Consider the following 18,566-nt stretch of genomic DNA (forward strand, 5'->3'; position numbering starts at 1 on the left):
AACATTTGGAGGGACGTGAAACCATGATTTTAATCAGGAACATACAATCAGCAGACGCTGAAGCGTATTGGAATTTGAGACTGGAAGCCCTGCAAATGAACCCTGAAGCTTTTGGAACCTCCTATGAGGAAGCTGCAAGAGTTCCATTATCTGATGTGGTGAAGCAGATACAAAATAAACGAGATCATTACATACTTGGTGCATTTACAAAGGATCATCAGCTAGCTGGTATGACTGGGTTTAGAAGAGAACAAAAAATAAAAACGCAGCATAAAGGAACGATTTGGGGAGTTTATGTACCATCGACCTACCGAGGTCAGGGGATCGCTAAAAAACTTTTATTGGAAGTCATCAGCCAAGGTAGAAAATTGGAAGGTTTGAAGCAAATTAACCTGAGTGTGGTAACTACCAATCAAGCTGCTGTTAAGCTGTATAGGAAGTTGGGATTTGAAACCTATGGTATAGAAAAGAATGCTTTAGAATATCACGGACAGGAATATAATGAGGAACTCATGGCTTATTTTTACTAAGGGTGAAAGGTTTTGAAAAAATGAAAATTGACCGATTGCTTTCTATCGTCATTTTGCTGCTAAAGAAAAATAGAGTACAAGCGAAGGAACTGGCTGATTTATATGAGGTTTCGATCCGGACGATCTATAGAGATATTGAAGCGATTAGTATGGCAGGTATTCCGGTGGTGACTTATCAGGGAGCCAATGGGGGAATCGGTCTGATGGAAGGATACCGTTTGGATCGCAGTATGCTGACGGATAACGATGTCAAGGACATTGTGATGGGGCTGCAGAGTTTGTCCTCGACGTTGGGCAGCCCAAATGTGTCGCGGTTACTTCATAAATTTGAAAGTATTATGCCGGAGTCCGGGAAAGAGCGATTTAGTGTCCGTACCACACAGTTTATCGTCGATCATTCGGGATGGGGAAATCAAGCTGCACAGGAAGGCAAATTGAAAAAGGTGAAAGAAGCAATGAGCCAAGCGCGTACTGTCGCTTTTACCTATCGAAATGCGGAAGGAGCCATAACGGAACGAAATGTTGAACCGCATACGCTCGTTCTGAAAGGACAACAATGGTTTGTATATGCGTATTGTCCCGATAGGGAGCAGTTTCGTCTATTCAAACTCTCCCGCATGAGTGACCCTGTGGTTACAGAGACAGTTTTTGCTCGCAGGGACCTTTCTTATGAAGTGCTGCCGTGGAATGAGGGACGGATGGAGGCATCCAGAGCCGTACAACCATTTACGCTACAATTTAACCGTAATTCAAGGCATTTGGCGGAGGACTGGTTTGGCGTAGAAGCATTGACCGAGCAGGAGGAAGGGATCTACACGGTTTCGGTCCCGTTTCCCGAGGATGCATGGGCGTACGGATTTATTTTAAGCCTGGGACCGGATGTGGTTGTCAAGGAACCAGCCCATTTGCGAGACAAGATTCATAAGATGGCGCTGAGTATTGCGTCTAATTATGAAGAAGTTCGGGAATCATCTTAGATTAAGTAAAACAAACCTGACCCATAGTTGTCAGGTTTGTTTCGTTATACTGGTGGCATACCTGATATCAGTTAGCGAAAGGGGATTTACGAGGATGGATAAAGCTTGTCAAAGTTGCGGGATGCCGTTGGAGCATGAGGACCAATATGGAACGGATGCACAACATCATAAAACGGATGAGTATTGCAAGTATTGTTACAAGGAAGGCGAATTTGTACAGCCTGAATTGACTATGGAGGGAATGATTCAGCAGTCTGTGCCTTTCCTGGTAGAGAAGGGGATGCAGGAAGAAGAAGCGACTTCGATGCTGCGTAATTACCTGCCGTTTTTGAAACGATGGCGGTCCTCAGAGGATACGGGGCTTACACTGGATGGACCCATTCGGGAAGAATATCGAGGTGAGATCCGTTTGATTGGGTTGAAAGCACGTACAAGTAATCAGAATGAACAAACATCTCACGGGATCATTCCAAACATGTGGGAACGTTTTTGGAGTGAGGACGTGCCTGGTCGGATAAAGGAAAAAGCAGGACATGCTTCTGTCTATGGTTGCTATACTGACTATGAAAATGGAGCTTTGGGCGAGTATACATTTTTTATCGGGAAGGAAGTGGCTGTTGATTTCCAGACTCCTGACGATCTTGAAGAACTTGTCATTCCGGCTGCACGCTATGCTATTTTTCAGGCAACTCAGGAACCTTCTTCTGTCTTCCGTGTATGGCAGACGATTTGGGAGTGGGCTGCCATGGGACAAGGGGAGCGGACATACACAGGTGATTTTGAAGTGTATGGCAGTCCAGATGAACCTGTTTTGATTTATATTGCAATCAAGTGATGATTTTGTCGTGACAGAAGAGAACCGCCTGGCCATTATTGTGGACCAAGCGGTTTTTTCTGATTCAATCAATAGCAGTCTCCCCATCAAGTTGAACGTCGAGTTACAGCCCAAAAGATGAGAGCCAGAGCACTGACACCAGCTCCTAATAGACACACCCCGTTCCATCCGGCATAGATGTACATATGAGTGGAAGCAATGGCCCCGGTGGCGCTACCGATGGAATAAAATATCATGTAGCCTGCAGTAAGTCGGCTCCGTGCCTCAGGGCGAACATTGAAAATCAGGCTTTGGTTGGTGACATGTACAGCCTGTACGGCCAAATCCAAAAGTATTACGCCAAGAACTAAAGCGAACAGAGAATGCTCGGTGTAGCGGATAGGTAACCAGGATAGCAGCAATACAACTAGTGCGATACCCGTCGTCCGTTGTCCCAAGCCCTGATCGGCAAGACGCCCTGCTCGTGCTGCTGCTAATGCCCCGGCGACTCCAGCCAGGCCAAAGGCTCCGATGGCTGTATGTGAAAGAGATAGAGGCGGGGCACTGAGAGGTAACACAAGCGAAGTCCACAATATGCTGAACGCCGTAAAAATGAGCAGCGCAAGGACAGCACGAATACGCAGAATTCGTTCTTGCACGAACAGTACGATAACCGAGCGGAGCAGTTGCGGATAGGAAAGTGTCACACTTGTGGGTTCGTTCTTTGGCAACACCCGCAACAGAGCTACAGCCATAAACAGCGTAAGTATAGCAGAAACAAGGTAAACTGAACGCCAGCCTGCCAGATCAGTTAATACACCGGCCACGGTTCGTGCCAGCAGAATGCCGATAACGACTCCACTGGTCACCAGACCTACGATACGCCCACGTTCAGTCGGATTAGCCAAGGTAGAGGCGAAAGCCACGAGTGTTTGAGTGACTACAGCCAGCAGTCCAATCATTGCCATTCCCATAAGCAGTATTGTACGGGTAGGAGCAAAGCTAACCACGATTAGTGCCAGCACGGATAGCAGCATTTGCCCTGTAATCAGTCGTCGTCGATTCAAAAGATCGCCAAGCGGGACGAGCAGCAATAATCCCAACGCATAACAAATTTGCGTGATGGTAATGACCATGCCTACCGATGAGTGCGTAATGCCAAATTCGTTTGCCAGCGCATCCAGCAATGGCTGTGCATAGTAAATGTTAGCGACAGCCAGCCCGCAGGCTATGGCAAACAAGAGTGCCACAGATCGGGACAAGGAGGGAATGGGGGCTGTTTCGGCAGCATTTGCTACCTTTTGATGAGGGAGGAGTACCGCTTTTTCTTCTGACGTCTTCATTTTCACATACCACGTCGCTTTCTGTAATTTACATACCGTTGAGTATAATATACCGATTGGTATGTAATGAATTTAGGTCAATATAACTCGTGCAAATATAAAATGTCAAGAGTTTATCATGTACATATTTGACAGTTTCTTTTCCTGATCATACAATCTTAATATACTGAACGATATGAAAAGAAGGAGCTGCTTATGGTTCGACCACGGGAATTTGATGAAGATCAAGCGTTGAATGCAGCGATGCAAATTTTTTGGGAAAAAGGATTCGAGGCTACATCTTTAAGCGATTTAACCTCCAAAATGGGAATTCAGCGCCCTAGCATTTACGCTGCTTTTGGAGACAAGAAGCAATTATTCGAAGCCGCGCTGCGCAAATATACGCAATCCCACGCTGCTTATGTACGCTCTAGACTACAAAGCAATTCTTCTGTAAAAGAAGCGTTTTACAATTTTTTTGGAGGAATTGTGGCAGAAGAGTACGAGGATGGGCCTAATAGGGGATGCTTTTGTATCAATACGATGGTAGAATTAGCCCCTCATGATGAAAGATTTGAAATTTTAACCAGAGAACATCAGATGTATCTTTCTGCCGTCTTTCAGGAAACCCTTGAGCGCGGTATACGATCAGGAGAGCTGGAGGCTAGCATGGACGCACGAGCTCTGGCCCATACGATGGTCTCTTTGTTAATCGGGATTACCGTGATGATGAAATCACGTCCAGCGCGCTCTTTTGTAGATCAGGCGGTTGCGACTTTACTTATATTACTGGATGGGAAATAGAGATGAAGGGAAGAAGCAGGGATGCCACAGATAAAGGCTGTTCAAACCCCGATTGGAGCATTGTATGGACGAGATGCGATCTATTTGGACCATGTGCATATGAATTATTCGAAGAAGGAGCTAGTTTTGAAGGGAGAGATTAATGGGGGGCTGGCAGCGGAAGCAACAGATGGTTTTGTGCCCTACGAACTGATATTCACAGAAGTCTACTACTTCAACATGATTGAACTGGACGTTGCTTTGCACCTGTCTGATCGGGAATATACGCAGGGCAGCAGCTTTGATGAGCTTACAGATACGCCGTTATTGGCTACAATAGCAAGTGCACGGGGGAAAAATCTAAAGCACCTTATGCTGAAAACCTATGACGATATAGTAGAAATTGCCTGTGGAGACTATAAGATGACTATATAAACGGTTGATTTTTAGAAGAGGAGCAGGATCAATGGATACCCAAATTGAACTATTAAACGTGACTGTATGCTGAATATGTTATTCATACTGTCGGTCCTGTGTGGAATGGTGGCGACCATCGGGAAGAGGAGCTATTGGCGAAATGCTACCATAATGCACTCCAATTAGCTTTAGAACTGAATGCACGAAGCATTGCCTTTCCGAATATCAGCTGAATGAGAGAATACATGCGTGGAAATTAGGGGGGGATCATGAATGCATGAGGAGCAAAACCAGGAACATTGGCCGGTGTGGGCTACGGAGCCTGTAAAAATAGTGAATGCTGATCCTGCCTGGTCAGAGCAGGGCTTAAAGGTCATTCACCAGTTGCGGGAGTTATTACTGCCGTTTAAGGTGACGGAAATCGAACATATAGGAAGCACGGCAATTCCCAATCTTTCCGCTAAGCCCATTATTGATATTATGGCAAAATTAGAATCTTGGGATCAACTGGAACAGGTCGTATCTGCTTTACAACCAGCAGGCTGGAACTATGTTCCACCTGAATTGGACGGTCGGGAATGGAGAAGATTTTTGGTTAAAGTGGAACAGGATCAAAGAAAGGGACATCTGCATCTCATGCTTAAATCTGATGAGCATTGGGATCAGCAGCTATTGTTTCGGAATCGACTTCGTGAACAGCCTGAGCTGATTCAGCAATATGATGTATTAAAAAGACGGCTGGCGATGGAAAATCAGCATGATCGTGAAGCATACACGGAGGCCAAGACTGATTTTGTGCAAAATGTTCTGAATACCGGACATCCTAAAGATTAGGACGACCGGACTCCTGGATACTTTCCGACCAAGCGCCGAAATCTCCGACATTTGTGATTGCCGTGTAGGGGAATGGCCGGAAGGCTTGCCAGCACACCAGAAAAAGCTTATTCAGAAGCTGCTAAAGTAACTTTCATCCAGTACTCATGTTTATTTCATGATAGGAAAAATCGTATTTATAGACGTTTCAAGAATACGCTGATGCGTTCCAAAGCCATTTCCAACTGTTCTCGTGATGATGCATACGAGCAGCGGATAAAGCCCTCGCCGCCTGGGCCAAATGCGGAACCAGGTACAGTAATGACTCCTTCTTCTTCCAGCAACCGCTTGGCAAACTGCTCTGAGCTTAACCCTGTGTGCATAATGGAGGGAAAAGCATAGAAGGCACCGTTTGGTTCGTGACATGGCAGTCCTGTCTGACATAGGCCTTCAACGAACCATTTTCTACGCAGATTGTAGGATTCCATCATACGATCTTTTTCCTCCAGCCCGTTACGCAGGGATTCAATTGCGGCAATTTGCCCGATAATAGGAGCGCACATGGCGGTATATTGATGAATCTTCAGCATAGCTGAAATCAACTCTCTTGGGCCGCACACGTAGCCGACCCTCCAGCCTGTCATCGCAAATGCTTTGGAAAAGCCGCTGATGAGCAGGGTGCGCTCTTTCATTCCCGGCAGAGCAGCGAAGCTTACATGCTTCTGTCCATAGGTCAGTTCAGCATAAATTTCGTCTGATATGACGACAAGATTATGCTCCTCAACCAGGCGGGCAATCGGTAGCCAATCCTCATAGGTCATCACCCCACCCGTCGGATTATTCGGATAACAGAGAATAAGCACTTTGGATCGTGGAGTCAGCTTGGCTTGGAGTGCCTCAGCTGTCAGCTTGAACTGCTGATCCGCAGAGGTTTCAACCGTTACGGTATGTCCTCCGTTCAGAAACGTGATGGGTGAATACGAAATATAACATGGAGCCGGAATGAGTATTTCATCGTGTGCGGTGATCAGGGCGCGTAGTGCCAAATCCAGTGCTTCACTGCTGCCAATGGTAACCATGATTTCATCTGTCGGGTTGTAGGATGTGCTGAAGCTGCTCTCCAGATATCCGGCAATCTCCTCACGAAGCTCGGGAAGACCAGCATTCGGTGTGTATGATGTTTTACCATTTTCCAGTGCTGTGATACAGGCCTTTCTGACATGTTGAGGGGTTACAAAGTCAGGTTCACCGACACCAAGCGATACAATATCTTTTCTGCCTGTACTATATTCGAAAAACTTACGGATGCCTGAAGGTGGCATTTCCCGTACAGCTGGAGTCAAAAAATCGGTTATTGATACTGCTGTCGATACATTTGTCATGATGATTTCCTCCTTTTTAAAAAACAAAAAAACCCGCCCCTGTAAAAGGGACGAGTTTATACCCGTGTTACCACCCTAGTTTCATTCCATAGGAAATGACACTCTGTTCACGTATCCATCAATACGTGTTCCGGTTAACGCTGGAAAGGCGGCAGAGCTTACTTCAGGTTCAGCCCGCTTCTCAGAGATGGCGTTCGGCTACCCTCGGAATGTTGGCTTTCACCTGCCCCAACTCTCTGCAAATCCGCTGTATAGCTTACTCGTTCTCGTCATTGAAATTTGTTACCGTATCAAGTTAGGTGTAATTATAAGCACAACATTTCAGGATGGCAAGTCTTTTTTTTATAAACTTTAAAGACACATCATCATCATTGACGACTGGAAAATAACGTATATAGTGGTATCAAGGGGATTGTGCCCCAGATTTCAATGTGTTATATGACTATATTGCCAGAGAGGAATGGTATCCATATGAACGTATTTGAACGCTTTAGCAGTGAAGTTTTGCCGGCGGATTGGAGCTGGATCAATGAGCCGGCTGAGTGGAGATTCGATGATTCCAAGTCTTTGCAAATTTCTGCACCTTCACAGGCAGATTTCTTTAGGGATCCGTCTGGCGCAGTGACTAAATCGTCCGCACCCTTTTTGCATACAACGCTTCAAGGTGATTTTACAATATGGACGAGGGTCCGTGTTGATATGAAGCAGCCTTATGATTCAGGATGCTTGATGATGATGGCGGATGATACCCACTGGGCTAAGCTGTGTTTTGAATATTTTGAAAGCACTCCATCTATTCTTAGTGTGGTCACTCGGGATACATCCGATGATTGTATCTCTGGGGCGATGGACGTGTCCAATCCATATTTACGAGTGGCACGAGCTGGAAATTGCTTTGCATTCCATTATTCATCAGACGGTCAGCATTGGAAGCTGGCGAGATATTTTGGTATGAATGTTCCTAACCAGCTAAAAGTTGGAGTTGTTGCTCAATCCCCGGTGGGGGAGGGCTGTGCTGTTACCTTTGATGCCTTGACGATAACAAACCATGTATCCGAGGACATACGAAATGTGGAGTAAATAGACAAAGGCTTTCTCTCTAAGTATGAAAGCGCTATAAAATAGGACTTAAAAAGACGTATATACGCATACTCAGGCAGGAGGTAGATGGAAACTTGCTGTTAAGAAGGAAGGGCTACAAGCTGCCCAGTTTGTTGGGAGTGCTGCTTGTAGCTACGTTGGGCTGTTTCGGACTCATTATGTATTTACAGTCCACAAGCGGAACGAGGATGTATCAATTTCTGTACTGGGATATATTCCTGGCCTGGGTTCCGGTCTTTATCACTCTGGGAATGATGGCTTTATCCAGACTGCAAAGTACAAAAGTGAGAAGTATTCTTTTATTTTTTTCTTCAATTGTATGGTTGTTTTTTCTGCCGAATGCTCTTTATTTGGTGACTGAGTTACTTCATGCGTTTCGTTTTTACGATATGAATCCTGATACACGTTTTTGGTTGAACACACAATTTTGGTTTATCTTATTTACGTCTTTTTCAGCAGCAGGGCTGGGCCTTTTTCTTACATCCCTTTGTGTATTGGTGATCCACCATATGCTGAGGAGGGTTTGTTCAGGTGGACTCGCATGGGCTGTAGTTTTTGTGTTGTTGTGGCTGGCCAGCATAGGCGTATATATTGGCAGATTTGCTCGCTGGAATAGCTGGGATGTATTATTGCAGCCACTGGTGCTCCTTGCGGATATTTGGAGATGGGGAGTACATGCAGGACCAAGGCTTCATTTGCTGTCCTTTTGCTGGCTGGTGTTTGGGATAGCAGTCATTTTTTATTTATTGATCTATATCTCTTTAAGTGAGAATCAGGATGTTTAGGCCGAGGACATGTATTCAATGAATACAGGCTTCGGCCTATTTTTTTACATGTAGAGTGTCAGGAGTTAGTGTTGTCCTCCCCGTGCACATCGTAAAGTACGCGTACAAGCAGATCCTGACTGAAATTCCCGAATCTTTTGCCAAAAATAGTGAGCCCACCTTTGTTTTCCGATTGATCGGTTACGGATAAACGGAGTGTAATGTCGCTTTTATAGTTAAGGTTAATATCGTCTATTGTGACTTCGGATATGCGGCACCCGTCAATGAAGCTGCCATGCTGATTGATGCGAATTAATTTGAGCATACCATATTGATTCAAATGCGGTGGCCACCAATCTGGATTCAGAACCCCCGGCACTTCTCCAAAATCTCCGGCGCTGGTCCAGTGCCCAATAGGGATACCGTTAATATGAAAACAAATGTCAGAGGGATATTCCTCACAATAGCAGGGTGCTTCTGAGCCCAGTTCTGCGGAGAATTGAATTTCCTTAAAGGATTGATTCGCTTTCAGATAGTTGGGGATGCGGTATTCCAAAAAACCTTCGGCCATCCAGATCATTTCCGACTCCAGCCGCCCGGGATCTGCAAAATAGCGTGGATCATCAAAATCACCGATTATGCTGTCTCGGGTCACCAATCCACAAGTGGGGGACGCTTGGTAGTTACTATAATGACCTACGCGAATCTCAACCTCATACACATTTTTTTGTTCTCTGCTGCGCAAATCTACCATCAGCTTATCCTTGTTCAAATAACACATTTTTCGGGTACCGTGCTTGCCGCTCACGGTATTGATCTCCACAAGGCCGCATTCTTCCAACTTTCGAATATGCATTGTAATGGTACCGTTGCTCAAATTAAGTTTGTTGGCAATGTCATTCATACTTTGGCCCTGATAAGCAAGTAGCTCGAGAATTTGAATGCGGATTTCTGACCCCAGTGCTTTAAAAATATCTAACCCTGACATTAAGTCCTTAATATAAATCATATCTATAGACCATCCTTATCTATAAAAATTGTGATGTAAGCGCTTATATTTTTTACTTTGATTTATGTTAAAATAAAATCAAAAAGAAGTAAACTGCTTTTTTGTAAATTTTTTTTACTAAATAAAGAGGGGAGTGAATTAGACTCCAAATTAGAGATTATTTCATAAATGAATCGTATTTAAGTTTTATTTCTAGTTTTTTAGATAAAAATTAACTTAAATACGATTTAATTTTGCTTTTCATATTACTCTAATCTATGTTTTATAATTATTTAAAAAGATTGAAAAATACATTGACGAACTGAGGAAGGGCATGCTATATTTTGTTTGTAAACGAATTCATTATTGATAAAGTAAAATGTTAATTATATGGTACATGAGAGGGATGATAATCACAGCGGCAATCAACAACGGGTTGTGTACCGCACAGTTAAAGATTAGGCCGAGTGGTATGAAGTTATTTTAACACCAAATGTATGCGGTTTCATTTAAATTTAGGAGGGGTCGCGTTGATAAAGAAAAAAGGTTTTGCAATAGCAATGGTTGTTCTGTTGTTAATGATGGCTGCATTGACTGGTTGTGGCGGGGGAAGTTCCAGTAGTGATGGAAGCAAGGAACTGACATTCATGTTCCGTGGTGGAACAGATGAGCAAAAGGCTTATAAGGAAGTAATTAAGAAATTTGAAGCGGAACATCCTGGCGTAAAGGTTAAAATGGTCGTGACAGCAGCGGACCAATATGCTACAAAGCTTAGAGCTGCGATCACAGGAAATAATCTTCCAGATGTTTTTTATTTTAACCCTGGAGATGTGAAAGCTTATGTAAACAGTGGGGTACTGAAGAACCTCACCCCTTACATTGAGAAGAATAAGGATATAAACCTAGATAACATTTGGAAATACGGTGTGGATTTATATCGCTATGACGGTAAAATGGCCGGTCAAGGAGATATTTACGGTATGCCGAAGGACTTGGGTCCATTCGCACTTGGCTACAACAAAACGATGTTCGAAAAAGCGGGCGTGCCTTTGCCTGATAAAGACAAACCGTATACATGGGATGAGTTCATCAAGGTCAACCAAGAGTTAACCAAAGATACGAATGGTGACGGCAAGCCAGATCAGTACGGTACAGGCTTTAACGTTCAGTGGGCATTACAAGCCTTTGTATGGAGCAATGGGGCGGATTGGCTGGATGAGAGCAAAACCAAAGTAACGGTTGATGATCCGAAATTTGCGGAAGCGCTTCAGTACTTTGCTGACATGCAAAACAAATATAAAATCACACCTGGTATTGAACAATCGCAAACATTGGACACATACCAACGTTGGATGAAGGGCGAAATGGCATTCTTCCCGGTAGGTCCTTGGGATATGAGTACATTTGAAAAACTGCCATTCGAATATGATTTGCTGCCGTTCCCAGCCGGATCGACTGGAAAATCGGCAACATGGATTGGTTCCCTGGGTATCGGTGTTTCCTCTAAAACAAAATATCCAGATGAAGCTGTAGAACTGGTTAATTACCTGACCACTTCCAAAGAAGGAATGAAGCAGCTGGTAGATGCCAAGGTACAAATTCCGAATCTGCTGGACATGGCTGATGAATGGTCCAAAGATACGAAAACCAAGCCTAACAATAAACAGGAATTTATTGATATCGTAAATGACTATGGACGCTCATTACCAGGCAACTATACGTATAATGCAGAATGGTATGATATTTTCTTCACGGATATTCAGCCTGTACTGGACGGCAAAATTACGGCGGCAGATTATCTGAAGCAAGAACAACCGAAAATGCAGAAACTGCTGGATAAAGCGGTGGAGCAAGAGAAAAAATCACAGAAATAATGCGTAAATAGAGGAAAAAAGGATGATGTTAGTGGCTAAATATCATGCTGCTAACATCATCTTCATTCCAAATTAGAAACAGAGGTGAGCCCTGTGATAACCAAATCTAATCTCTACCGCAAAGAGAAGATATATGGATACTTATTTATTCTTCCACCTATTCTCGGTCTGCTAATCTTTACGTTATTCCCGTTTGTCTATTCGTTATACGGCTCTTTTACAGACTGGGACGGATTGGGACAAATGAATTTTATTGGTTTCGACAATTTTAAAGATTTATTTAGCGATGAGCTCTTTTATAAATCGATGTACAATACTCTTTTCTTAATGCTGGGTATTCCAATCGGTCTTGTACTAGCTTTACTGCTGGCACTAGGTTTGAATCGCAAGATTCCAGGTACGACAACATTTCGTGTGATTTACTATATCCCGGTTATTTCTTCGTTGGCTGCCGTTTCTATTATGTGGAACTGGGCATACAACGGAGACTATGGTTTGGTGAACCAATTCCTCGAAATATTCGGTATTAAGGGTCCTAACTGGCTGATGGATAAGGATACGGTCAAACCGGCCTTGATTCTCATGACCGTCTGGAAGGGTCTCGGCTATACGATGCTGCTATATTTGGCAGCCCTGCAAAGCGTGTCTCGCTCTTATTATGAAGCAGCAGAGCTAGATGGAGCTAGCGGATTCCAGATGTTCCGCAATATTACATGGCCAATGGTGAAACCAGTAACCTTCTTCCTGGTCGTAACTAATATCATTGGTGGTTCGCAAATCTTTACTGAAATGAACATTATGACACCTACAGGGGGTCCGGAATACTCGTCCGCCTCAATCGTCTTTTATATTTGGGATAAGGCATTTAAAAACCTGCAAATGGGATATGCCTCCGCGATGGCTATGATTCTCGGCATCTTCATTTTTATCGTAACTTTGATTCAATTCAAAATGAATGAAAAATCGTCCTTTGATGGGGATTGATTTTCGCGGAAAGGAGTGAGTCTGATTATGTCCCATAGTCAAAAAACGAAAGTTACCAATACCATTATCTTTATTGTACTAGCGATTGGAGCGATTGTGATGATCGCGCCGCTGCTTTGGATGCTGTCCACTTCGGTGAAAGAAAAGCAGGATGTCTTTGCTCTTCCGCCAGTATGGATACCAGAGGTGTTCCAGTTTGGCAAGTATAAGGAAATTTGGGAAGCAGGACCTTTGTTAAGCGGGATCAAGAACAGTGTGATTGTGGCTGTAAGTGTTACCGTTATAGGTACCTTTACATCCAGTGTAGCCGCTTTTGCATTTGCAAAGCTGAGATTCCCTCATAAAAATAAACTGTTTCTGGCACTCATCGCATCTATGATGATTCCATACCCAACGGTTATGATTCCACAGTTTATGATGTTTTCCAAACTGGGCTGGGTGGATACACTGCTGCCTCTGATTGTTCCAGGTTTGTTCGGAAATGTAGTTATGATCTTTTTCCTGCGGCAGTACTTGCTTAGTGTACCAGATGCCATTATCGAAGCTGCTAAAATTGACGGAAGTTCTTATTTCCGACTCTATTCGTCGATTACGTTCCCGCTCATTAAGCCAGCAGTTGCAGCACAGCTTATTTTATGGTTCATGGGGATTTGGAACGATTATTTGGCACCGATTATTTACTTGAACTCACCAGAAACGCAGACACTGCAGCTGGTTATCGCGAATTTTAATGCGACTTACGCCATTCAGACGGACTATCCGCTTATCATGGCAGCATCAATTATAGCCTTGTTACCTGTACTGATTATATTCTTGATCTTCCAGAAACAAATTATTGAATCGGTTGCCATTTCGGGTGTCAAAGGCTAATTGACACTTGGAGGGTATGGATGAATGATGTAAGGCAGTCACAATATGTAATGGGTAAAGGAAGGAGGAGAATAACAGTTATGGTTATGCTGCTCATGCTGGGTCTATCCGGCTGTGGGGATAACACTCCGGACCCTGTGTATCCGCAGGCTCCGCCTCCCGATCACTTGTATGATCAAAGTACGATTAACGATGAACAGCGCTGGACCATTAACAATGCACATGACCCGGCGATTATCAAAACAGATCAAGGCTATTATGTCTACTCAACGGATGTAAAGACAGGTGGAGAATTGAGACCTGGTGTTATGGTACGCAAATCGACTGATCTGATTCACTGGAACTGGGTTCAGTATGCACTCCCCGGCATTCCAAAGGAAGCGGAGGCGTGGTCATCAGCAACCAATCTGTGGGCACCGGACATCATCAAGATGGGTGATACCTATCGGATGTATTACTCCGCTTCTACCTTTGGCAGCACACGGTCTGCGATCGGATTGCAGACATCCAGCTCCCCGGAAGGCCCTTGGAAGGATGAGGGGCTGGTCGTTAAAACGAGAGAGCATGACAAGCTGAATGCGATTGATGCCAATCCGGTGCTGGATGCAGAGGGAAATCCATGGATGGTATACGGCTCTTTTTTCGGCGGTATTTACATTACGCCGCTTGATCCCCTGACTGGAAAGCTTAAAGAGTCCGGCTATGGCAAAAATATCGCTGCCAGAGATCGGGCAACTGAGGACGGTGCTGTAGAAGGGCCTTACATTGTGTACAATCCAATGTTCCGTAAATACTACTTGTTCGTCTCGTATGATTCTTTGTTCGAGGACTACAATGTTCGCGTTGCTCGCTCAGATTCTATCACAGGGCCTTATGTGGACATGAATGGACATGACATGGCAGATACCAGCTATTTGCCTCAATACGAGATTGGAAACAAGGTATTGGGCGGTTATCGGTTCAGCGAAGGAGAAGGCTGGGTTGCGCCAGGTCACAATTCTGTCCTGAAGGACGGTGCGGATTATTATATTGTACATCATGCGCGGGGAGAAACGGACAAGAGCTGGCCGTACCTGCATGTACGCAAAATATTATGGACGGCAGAGGGCTGGCCGGTCGTCTCTCCGGAGCGCTATGCGGGGGAAAAGGAGCAGGATATACCCAAAAGGCTATTATCCGGCAACTGGGAGCGCATCGTGATAAGGCAGGAAGTAGATGGTCAGGTGGAAGCTGAACCGCTCCGTCTTGAAGATGGAGGGCGGGCAACCAGTGGTTCTCTTGAAGGTCACTGGAGCTTTGATGGCAAGCGTACTCTAACAATGGATTGGAGCAATACATCCGAAGGAACAAAGGAAGAACTGTTATTGCTTCCTTCATGGGACTGGGAGCTCGGTCGCCATACTCTAATTTTCACAGGTATGAATGAAAAGGGAATTTCCATCTGGGGAAAACGTATCAGCGATTAATTGTATGAACTACATACTACACATAGAGGAGAGAAAAACCATGAATCAATCTGTACCCTTTAATAATCCGGTCATTGAGCAACGGGCAGACCCTTGGATTTACAAGCATAGTGACGGATACTATTATTTCACCGGATCTGTGCCAGAGTATGACCGCATTGAGGTTCGACGAGCAAGTACTATTCAAGGCTTGAGTACAGCAGAGCCTGTCGCAGTATGGCACAAATATGAAACGGGCCCGTTAAGTGCGAACATTTGGGCACCGGAAATTCATTATATTAACGACAAATGGTACATTTATTTTGCAGCAGCTCGTACAACGGAAACGAAGGAAGGCCTGTTCGACCACCGGATGTTCGTGCTGGAAAATGATTCAGCTAATCCTCTAGAAGGGGAATGGGTGGAAAAAGGACAGATCAAAACCCGTTGGGAGACGTTCGCTCTCGATGCGACAACCTTCCAGCATAATGGAGTTCTGTATTATGTGTGGGCTCAGAAGGACCCGGACATCGTCGGTAATTCCAATCTGTATATTTCTGAAATGAGCAATCCGTGGACGCTGCGCGGTGAGCAGATCATGATCTCTACTCCTGAATATGATTGGGAAATCATCGGTTTTAAGGTGAATGAAGGAGCAGCGGTTCTGAAACGGAACGGGCGGATCTTTATCAGTTATTCAGCTAGCGCCACAGACCACAATTATTGCATGGGCCTGTTGACAGCAGATGAGAATGCGGATTTACTTGATCCGAAATCATGGACGAAATCACCTGAGCCAGTATTCTGCACCAATGAGGAAACAGGACAATTCGGGCCAGGTCATAACAGTTTTACGGTTGCTTCTGACGGTAGCGATGTAATCGTATATCACGCCCGAAACTACAAGGAAATTACTGGAGACCCGCTGTATGATCCGAATCGTCATACACGTGTTCAGCCGTTCAACTGGAAGGAAGATGGAACACCTGATTTTGGTATTCCAGTACCAGATGGCGTTTCTGTTGATAAATAAGCGAAATCTATTATAGATGGTTGACGTGTTGCACAGCGGTACTGTAACTTTCTAGAAATCATAGGGAATTATGATTAGACTGCGTATAACAAGAGTAATAAGATATCTTCTGAGCCTTCAGGCTGGAGGATATCTTTTTGCTTTTGGGACGGCAATGAGGACTCTTTTCAAAAACTTCGATTTCTGCTATATTTAAATCGTAATATTTACGAATTGATCAAGGGGTGGAAATCTCGTGAACGAGCGGATTGATCCGTTTACCGTTAAAAAGGTTGAATACCTGCTGAATGGCTATATTGCGCTAAAGGTGCCAGGCTACGTGCGTTCTGACGTGCGGCTCATTTATCAAATAGAGGATAACTGTTTGATCTTGACGGAGGAAAGGCCTTCTAATGAAACTGAGTCGTGGGATCGCACGGACATTGTCCAATTTCGCTGGGAGGAAAATCATTGGCATGTATATGCCCGGCAAGAGGCTGAAAGCTGGCAGCGCGTAAAAGAGATTGCACCTAATCCGTGCTTTGAAGAACAGCTCGAACAGGTAGAAATAGATCCAGCAGGTATTTTTTGGACAGGTTAACGAAGTGCAGAATGATAAGTTCGGAAGATGGAGGTAGTGGGAGTCGTCCCGTTAAACTATATATGGAAGTAAACAGGCTGACCGTAACTCCTTATATGGAAGTTACGGTCATTTGTTTTGTCTGGGGTGGCACTGTCTAGTTTACGTTTCCATGTCTTGTCATGGGGCTTGTTACGGGTACTGTAAATCAGGGTATGTGAAACACAGAGCGTGATAACGAGTGGGGAGCGGTGTGTAGTGAATGAGCAGCAACGTAATGACAGACAAAGGCGTATAGATGAGCAGTATCGACCGGAACCTGAGATAAGACAAGTAGAGCGGGAGTGTGAAGCATTGTATCCAAAAGGCAGATCCCGAATTGCACTGACAGGCGCCAGTGGTTATATCGGGCATAATCTGCTGCAGAGGCTGACTGAGCATGCAGATGTCATTGCCTTATCCCGCAGTGGAGATCAGCGTAAAAATACAGAGCACGTGGAATGGCGCTCGTGTGATTTTTTTTCCATGGAGGATGCAAATCAAGGATTACATGGAGCGGATTATGCCGTATATCTCATTCATTCCATGCTGCCCTCAGCGAAGCTGACACAAGGAACATTTGAGGATATGGATGTGATTTTGGCAGAGCATTTTGCCCGGGCAGCGCGTAATAACGGGGTGAAGCAGATTGTATACTTGAGCGGTATCCTTCCCGAGCATACAAGTGAGGATGAACTATCCCGACATTTACGCAGCCGTCTGGAGGTTGAGCGTGTATTGAAGTCTTTTGGAGTACCTGTAACCACAATTCGTGCAGGCTTGATCGTCGGCCCACAGGGTTCATCGTTTCCAATTTTGGTCAAGCTCGTTCGCAGATTACCAGTCATGATTCTGCCTCGTTGGACCCGAACCAAGACCCACCCGATTGCATTGGAGGATATTTTGAATGCGCTGGATCGGAGCATCGGCAACCGTACTCTTGATGAACAAATTATAGACGTAGGCGGGCCGGAGGTTATGACATATAGAGAAATGATGCAAAGAACAGCGGAAATAATGGATAAAAAGCGTCGCTTTTTTAATGTGCCGTTGCTGACGATCAAACTGTCCCGCCTTTGGGTTACCCTAGTGACTGGAGCCTCCAAAGAGATGGCTTATCCGCTGATTGAAAGCTTGGCTCATCCGATGGTGGCGCAACGGAAACATAAGGTTCAAGGCATCAGCGATGGGAAGATTTCCTTTGACAAAGCAGCTCGAACCTCACTCGAGCAGGAAGAAGAATATCGGCATAAGAAGAATTCCCATAGCAAGTCCAAAAAGCCGTTAAAGTCAGCAATTCGATCATTAAAATCTGATGTACGCTCGGTGCAACGGATCAAACTCCCGCCTGGTAAGGATGCAACATGGGCCGGGGAACGCTATTTGGCCTGGCTTCCGGTCTTTGCAAAACCTTGGGTGCGTGTCGAGACACGGGGCCCGGATACCTATCAGTTGTATCTCTTGGGTAGTCGAAAGCCGTTGTTAGAAATGATTTATGACCGTGCGCAGAGCACCTCTGAGTTTGCACTCTATCGAATCACAGGAGGTACTTTTGCCACTGTAAAGGAAGACCATCGCGGCAGGCTTGAGTTCCTGCAAATTCCCGGTACAAATATTTGTGTCGTAGCCATTCATGATTATGTGCCATCGCTGCCTTGGTTTATTTATAAATATACACAGGCCAAAGTACATTTGGGGGTTATGTATGCGTTTGGCAAGTATGTCAAGCGGTTGATTGATACAAATGTTTAATATTTTCCACGAGATGGAAGCTACAAATGTATGGTAAAGTGTAATATATACAAGGTTTTATCCAAATGTCCTATCCAAAGTCTCCTGTGCATACCGAATCCGAATCACACGAGGTGAGA

The 18,566-nt window shown here is 44.7% G+C and carries 18 protein-coding genes, 1 pseudogene and 1 other annotated feature; of the genes and pseudogenes, 16 read left to right on the plus strand and 3 right to left on the minus strand.

Going from position 1 to position 18,566, the window contains the following annotated elements; translation table 11 throughout:
* Positions 1-5: 5 nt before the first annotated feature.
* The 3 genes from NSQ58_RS22850 to NSQ58_RS22860 all read left to right on the plus strand — a co-directional run bounded on the left by NSQ58_RS22850 (position 6) and on the right by NSQ58_RS22860 (position 2,342).
* Positions 6-530 (plus strand): GNAT family N-acetyltransferase, encoded by a 525-nt coding sequence (locus NSQ58_RS22850; protein ID WP_237449170.1) that lies wholly within the window; start codon positions 6-8, stop codon positions 528-530.
* Between the two features lie 20 nt (positions 531-550).
* Complete coding sequence (locus tag NSQ58_RS22855) at positions 551-1,507, plus strand: helix-turn-helix transcriptional regulator (RefSeq protein ID WP_053326550.1); 957 nt, start codon at positions 551-553, stop codon at positions 1,505-1,507.
* A gap of 94 nt (positions 1,508-1,601) precedes the next feature.
* Positions 1,602-2,342: a zinc ribbon domain-containing protein gene (locus NSQ58_RS22860; RefSeq protein ID WP_028542800.1), complete on the plus strand. Its 741-nt coding sequence runs from the start codon at positions 1,602-1,604 to the stop codon at positions 2,340-2,342.
* An 86-nt stretch (positions 2,343-2,428) separates the two neighbouring features.
* Here the strand turns inward: NSQ58_RS22860 and NSQ58_RS22865 are convergent, their stop codons facing one another.
* Positions 2,429-3,664 carry an MFS transporter gene (locus NSQ58_RS22865; RefSeq protein ID WP_023988062.1) on the minus strand — a complete coding sequence of 412 codons (1,236 nt, stop codon included), beginning with the start codon at positions 3,662-3,664 and terminating at the stop codon, positions 2,429-2,431.
* A gap of 195 nt (positions 3,665-3,859) precedes the next feature.
* Here NSQ58_RS22865 and NSQ58_RS22870 point away from each other — a divergent pair, with 195 nt between their 5' ends.
* The 4 genes and pseudogenes from NSQ58_RS22870 to NSQ58_RS22885 all read left to right on the plus strand — a co-directional run bounded on the left by NSQ58_RS22870 (position 3,860) and on the right by NSQ58_RS22885 (position 5,677).
* Positions 3,860-4,447, plus strand: coding sequence for a TetR/AcrR family transcriptional regulator (locus tag NSQ58_RS22870; RefSeq protein ID WP_023988063.1), 588 nt, complete (start codon positions 3,860-3,862; stop codon positions 4,445-4,447).
* A 21-nt stretch (positions 4,448-4,468) separates the two neighbouring features.
* The gene (locus NSQ58_RS22875) at positions 4,469-4,861 is read left to right on the plus strand and encodes a hypothetical protein (protein ID WP_023988064.1); all 393 of its coding nucleotides are present in this window, start codon (positions 4,469-4,471) and stop codon (positions 4,859-4,861) included.
* A 62-nt stretch (positions 4,862-4,923) separates the two neighbouring features.
* Positions 4,924-5,073: pseudogene (locus NSQ58_RS22880) on the plus strand (macro domain-containing protein); the annotation flags it as partial.
* A 43-nt stretch (positions 5,074-5,116) separates the two neighbouring features.
* Positions 5,117-5,677, plus strand: a complete 561-nt coding sequence (locus NSQ58_RS22885; RefSeq protein ID WP_023988065.1) for a GrpB family protein — start codon at positions 5,117-5,119, stop codon at positions 5,675-5,677.
* Positions 5,678-5,853: 176 nt separating this feature from the next.
* On the opposite strand, the gene NSQ58_RS22890 is transcribed toward NSQ58_RS22885, so the two are convergent.
* A complete protein-coding gene (locus tag NSQ58_RS22890; RefSeq protein WP_023988066.1) occupies positions 5,854-7,038 on the minus strand; it encodes an aminotransferase class I/II-fold pyridoxal phosphate-dependent enzyme in 1,185 nt (394 codons plus the stop codon).
* Between the two features lie 43 nt (positions 7,039-7,081).
* Positions 7,082-7,320, minus strand: a binding site (T-box leader).
* Positions 7,321-7,509: 189 nt separating this feature from the next.
* On the opposite strand from NSQ58_RS22890, the gene NSQ58_RS22895 reads away from it, so the two are divergent.
* Together NSQ58_RS22895 and NSQ58_RS22900 are read left to right on the plus strand one after the other, a co-directional pair.
* A complete protein-coding gene (locus NSQ58_RS22895; protein WP_075154043.1) occupies positions 7,510-8,118 on the plus strand; it encodes a DUF1349 domain-containing protein in 609 nt (202 codons plus the stop codon).
* 95 nt (positions 8,119-8,213) lie between these two features.
* Positions 8,214-8,924, plus strand: coding sequence for a DUF1361 domain-containing protein (locus tag NSQ58_RS22900; RefSeq protein ID WP_339201844.1), 711 nt, complete (start codon positions 8,214-8,216; stop codon positions 8,922-8,924).
* 58 nt (positions 8,925-8,982) lie between these two features.
* Here NSQ58_RS22900 and NSQ58_RS22905 read toward each other — a convergent pair whose 3' ends face one another.
* Positions 8,983-9,912: an ArsR/SmtB family transcription factor gene (locus NSQ58_RS22905; protein WP_023988069.1), complete on the minus strand. Its 930-nt coding sequence runs from the start codon at positions 9,910-9,912 to the stop codon at positions 8,983-8,985.
* Positions 9,913-10,421: 509 nt separating this feature from the next.
* Between NSQ58_RS22905 and NSQ58_RS22910 the strand changes: the two genes are divergently transcribed.
* The 7 genes from NSQ58_RS22910 (at position 10,422) to NSQ58_RS22940 (ending at position 18,447) form a co-directional block, all read left to right on the plus strand.
* Positions 10,422-11,765 carry an ABC transporter substrate-binding protein gene (locus NSQ58_RS22910; RefSeq protein ID WP_023988070.1) on the plus strand — a complete coding sequence of 448 codons (1,344 nt, stop codon included), beginning with the start codon at positions 10,422-10,424 and terminating at the stop codon, positions 11,763-11,765.
* 93 nt (positions 11,766-11,858) lie between these two features.
* Entirely contained in the window at positions 11,859-12,749 is an 891-nt protein-coding gene (locus NSQ58_RS22915) for a carbohydrate ABC transporter permease (RefSeq protein WP_023988071.1), read from the plus strand.
* Between the two features lie 27 nt (positions 12,750-12,776).
* A complete protein-coding gene (locus NSQ58_RS22920) occupies positions 12,777-13,619 on the plus strand; it encodes a carbohydrate ABC transporter permease (protein ID WP_023988072.1) in 843 nt (280 codons plus the stop codon).
* A gap of 80 nt (positions 13,620-13,699) precedes the next feature.
* Positions 13,700-15,085 (plus strand): arabinan endo-1,5-alpha-L-arabinosidase, encoded by a 1,386-nt coding sequence (locus NSQ58_RS22925; protein WP_023988073.1) that lies wholly within the window; start codon positions 13,700-13,702, stop codon positions 15,083-15,085.
* Between the two features lie 40 nt (positions 15,086-15,125).
* A complete protein-coding gene (locus NSQ58_RS22930; RefSeq protein ID WP_023988074.1) occupies positions 15,126-16,097 on the plus strand; it encodes a glycoside hydrolase family 43 protein in 972 nt (323 codons plus the stop codon).
* A 235-nt stretch (positions 16,098-16,332) separates the two neighbouring features.
* Positions 16,333-16,677, plus strand: a complete 345-nt coding sequence (locus tag NSQ58_RS22935; protein WP_233903857.1) for a DUF3024 domain-containing protein — start codon at positions 16,333-16,335, stop codon at positions 16,675-16,677.
* A gap of 237 nt (positions 16,678-16,914) precedes the next feature.
* On the plus strand, positions 16,915-18,447 hold the full coding sequence (locus NSQ58_RS22940) for an NAD(P)H-binding protein (RefSeq protein ID WP_341058252.1): 1,533 nt from the start codon (positions 16,915-16,917) through the stop codon (positions 18,445-18,447).
* The last annotated feature ends 119 nt before the right edge of the window (positions 18,448-18,566 follow it).

The sequence above is a fragment of the Paenibacillus sp. FSL M7-0134 genome (assembly GCF_038007865.1).
GTDB classification, from domain to species: Bacteria; Bacillota; Bacilli; order Paenibacillales; family Paenibacillaceae; genus Paenibacillus; species Paenibacillus polymyxa_B.

Coding starts and splice junctions, on each gene's coding strand:
- NSQ58_RS22905 (WP_023988069.1), bottom strand. CDS start 9,912: ATGATTTATATTAAGGACTTAATGTCAGGGTTAGATATTTTTAAAGCA.
- NSQ58_RS22870 (WP_023988063.1), top strand. CDS start 3,860: ATGGTTCGACCACGGGAATTTGATGAAGATCAAGCGTTGAATGCAGCG.
- NSQ58_RS22925 (WP_023988073.1), top strand. CDS start 13,700: ATGGTTATGCTGCTCATGCTGGGTCTATCCGGCTGTGGGGATAACACT.
- NSQ58_RS22920 (WP_023988072.1), top strand. CDS start 12,777: ATGTCCCATAGTCAAAAAACGAAAGTTACCAATACCATTATCTTTATT.
- NSQ58_RS22860 (WP_028542800.1), top strand. CDS start 1,602: ATGGATAAAGCTTGTCAAAGTTGCGGGATGCCGTTGGAGCATGAGGAC.
- NSQ58_RS22885 (WP_023988065.1), top strand. CDS start 5,117: ATGCATGAGGAGCAAAACCAGGAACATTGGCCGGTGTGGGCTACGGAG.
- NSQ58_RS22875 (WP_023988064.1), top strand. CDS start 4,469: ATGCCACAGATAAAGGCTGTTCAAACCCCGATTGGAGCATTGTATGGA.
- NSQ58_RS22895 (WP_075154043.1), top strand. CDS start 7,510: ATGAACGTATTTGAACGCTTTAGCAGTGAAGTTTTGCCGGCGGATTGG.
- NSQ58_RS22865 (WP_023988062.1), bottom strand. CDS start 3,664: ATGAAGACGTCAGAAGAAAAAGCGGTACTCCTCCCTCATCAAAAGGTA.
- NSQ58_RS22855 (WP_053326550.1), top strand. CDS start 551: ATGAAAATTGACCGATTGCTTTCTATCGTCATTTTGCTGCTAAAGAAA.
- NSQ58_RS22930 (WP_023988074.1), top strand. CDS start 15,126: ATGAATCAATCTGTACCCTTTAATAATCCGGTCATTGAGCAACGGGCA.
- NSQ58_RS22890 (WP_023988066.1), bottom strand. CDS start 7,038: ATGACAAATGTATCGACAGCAGTATCAATAACCGATTTTTTGACTCCA.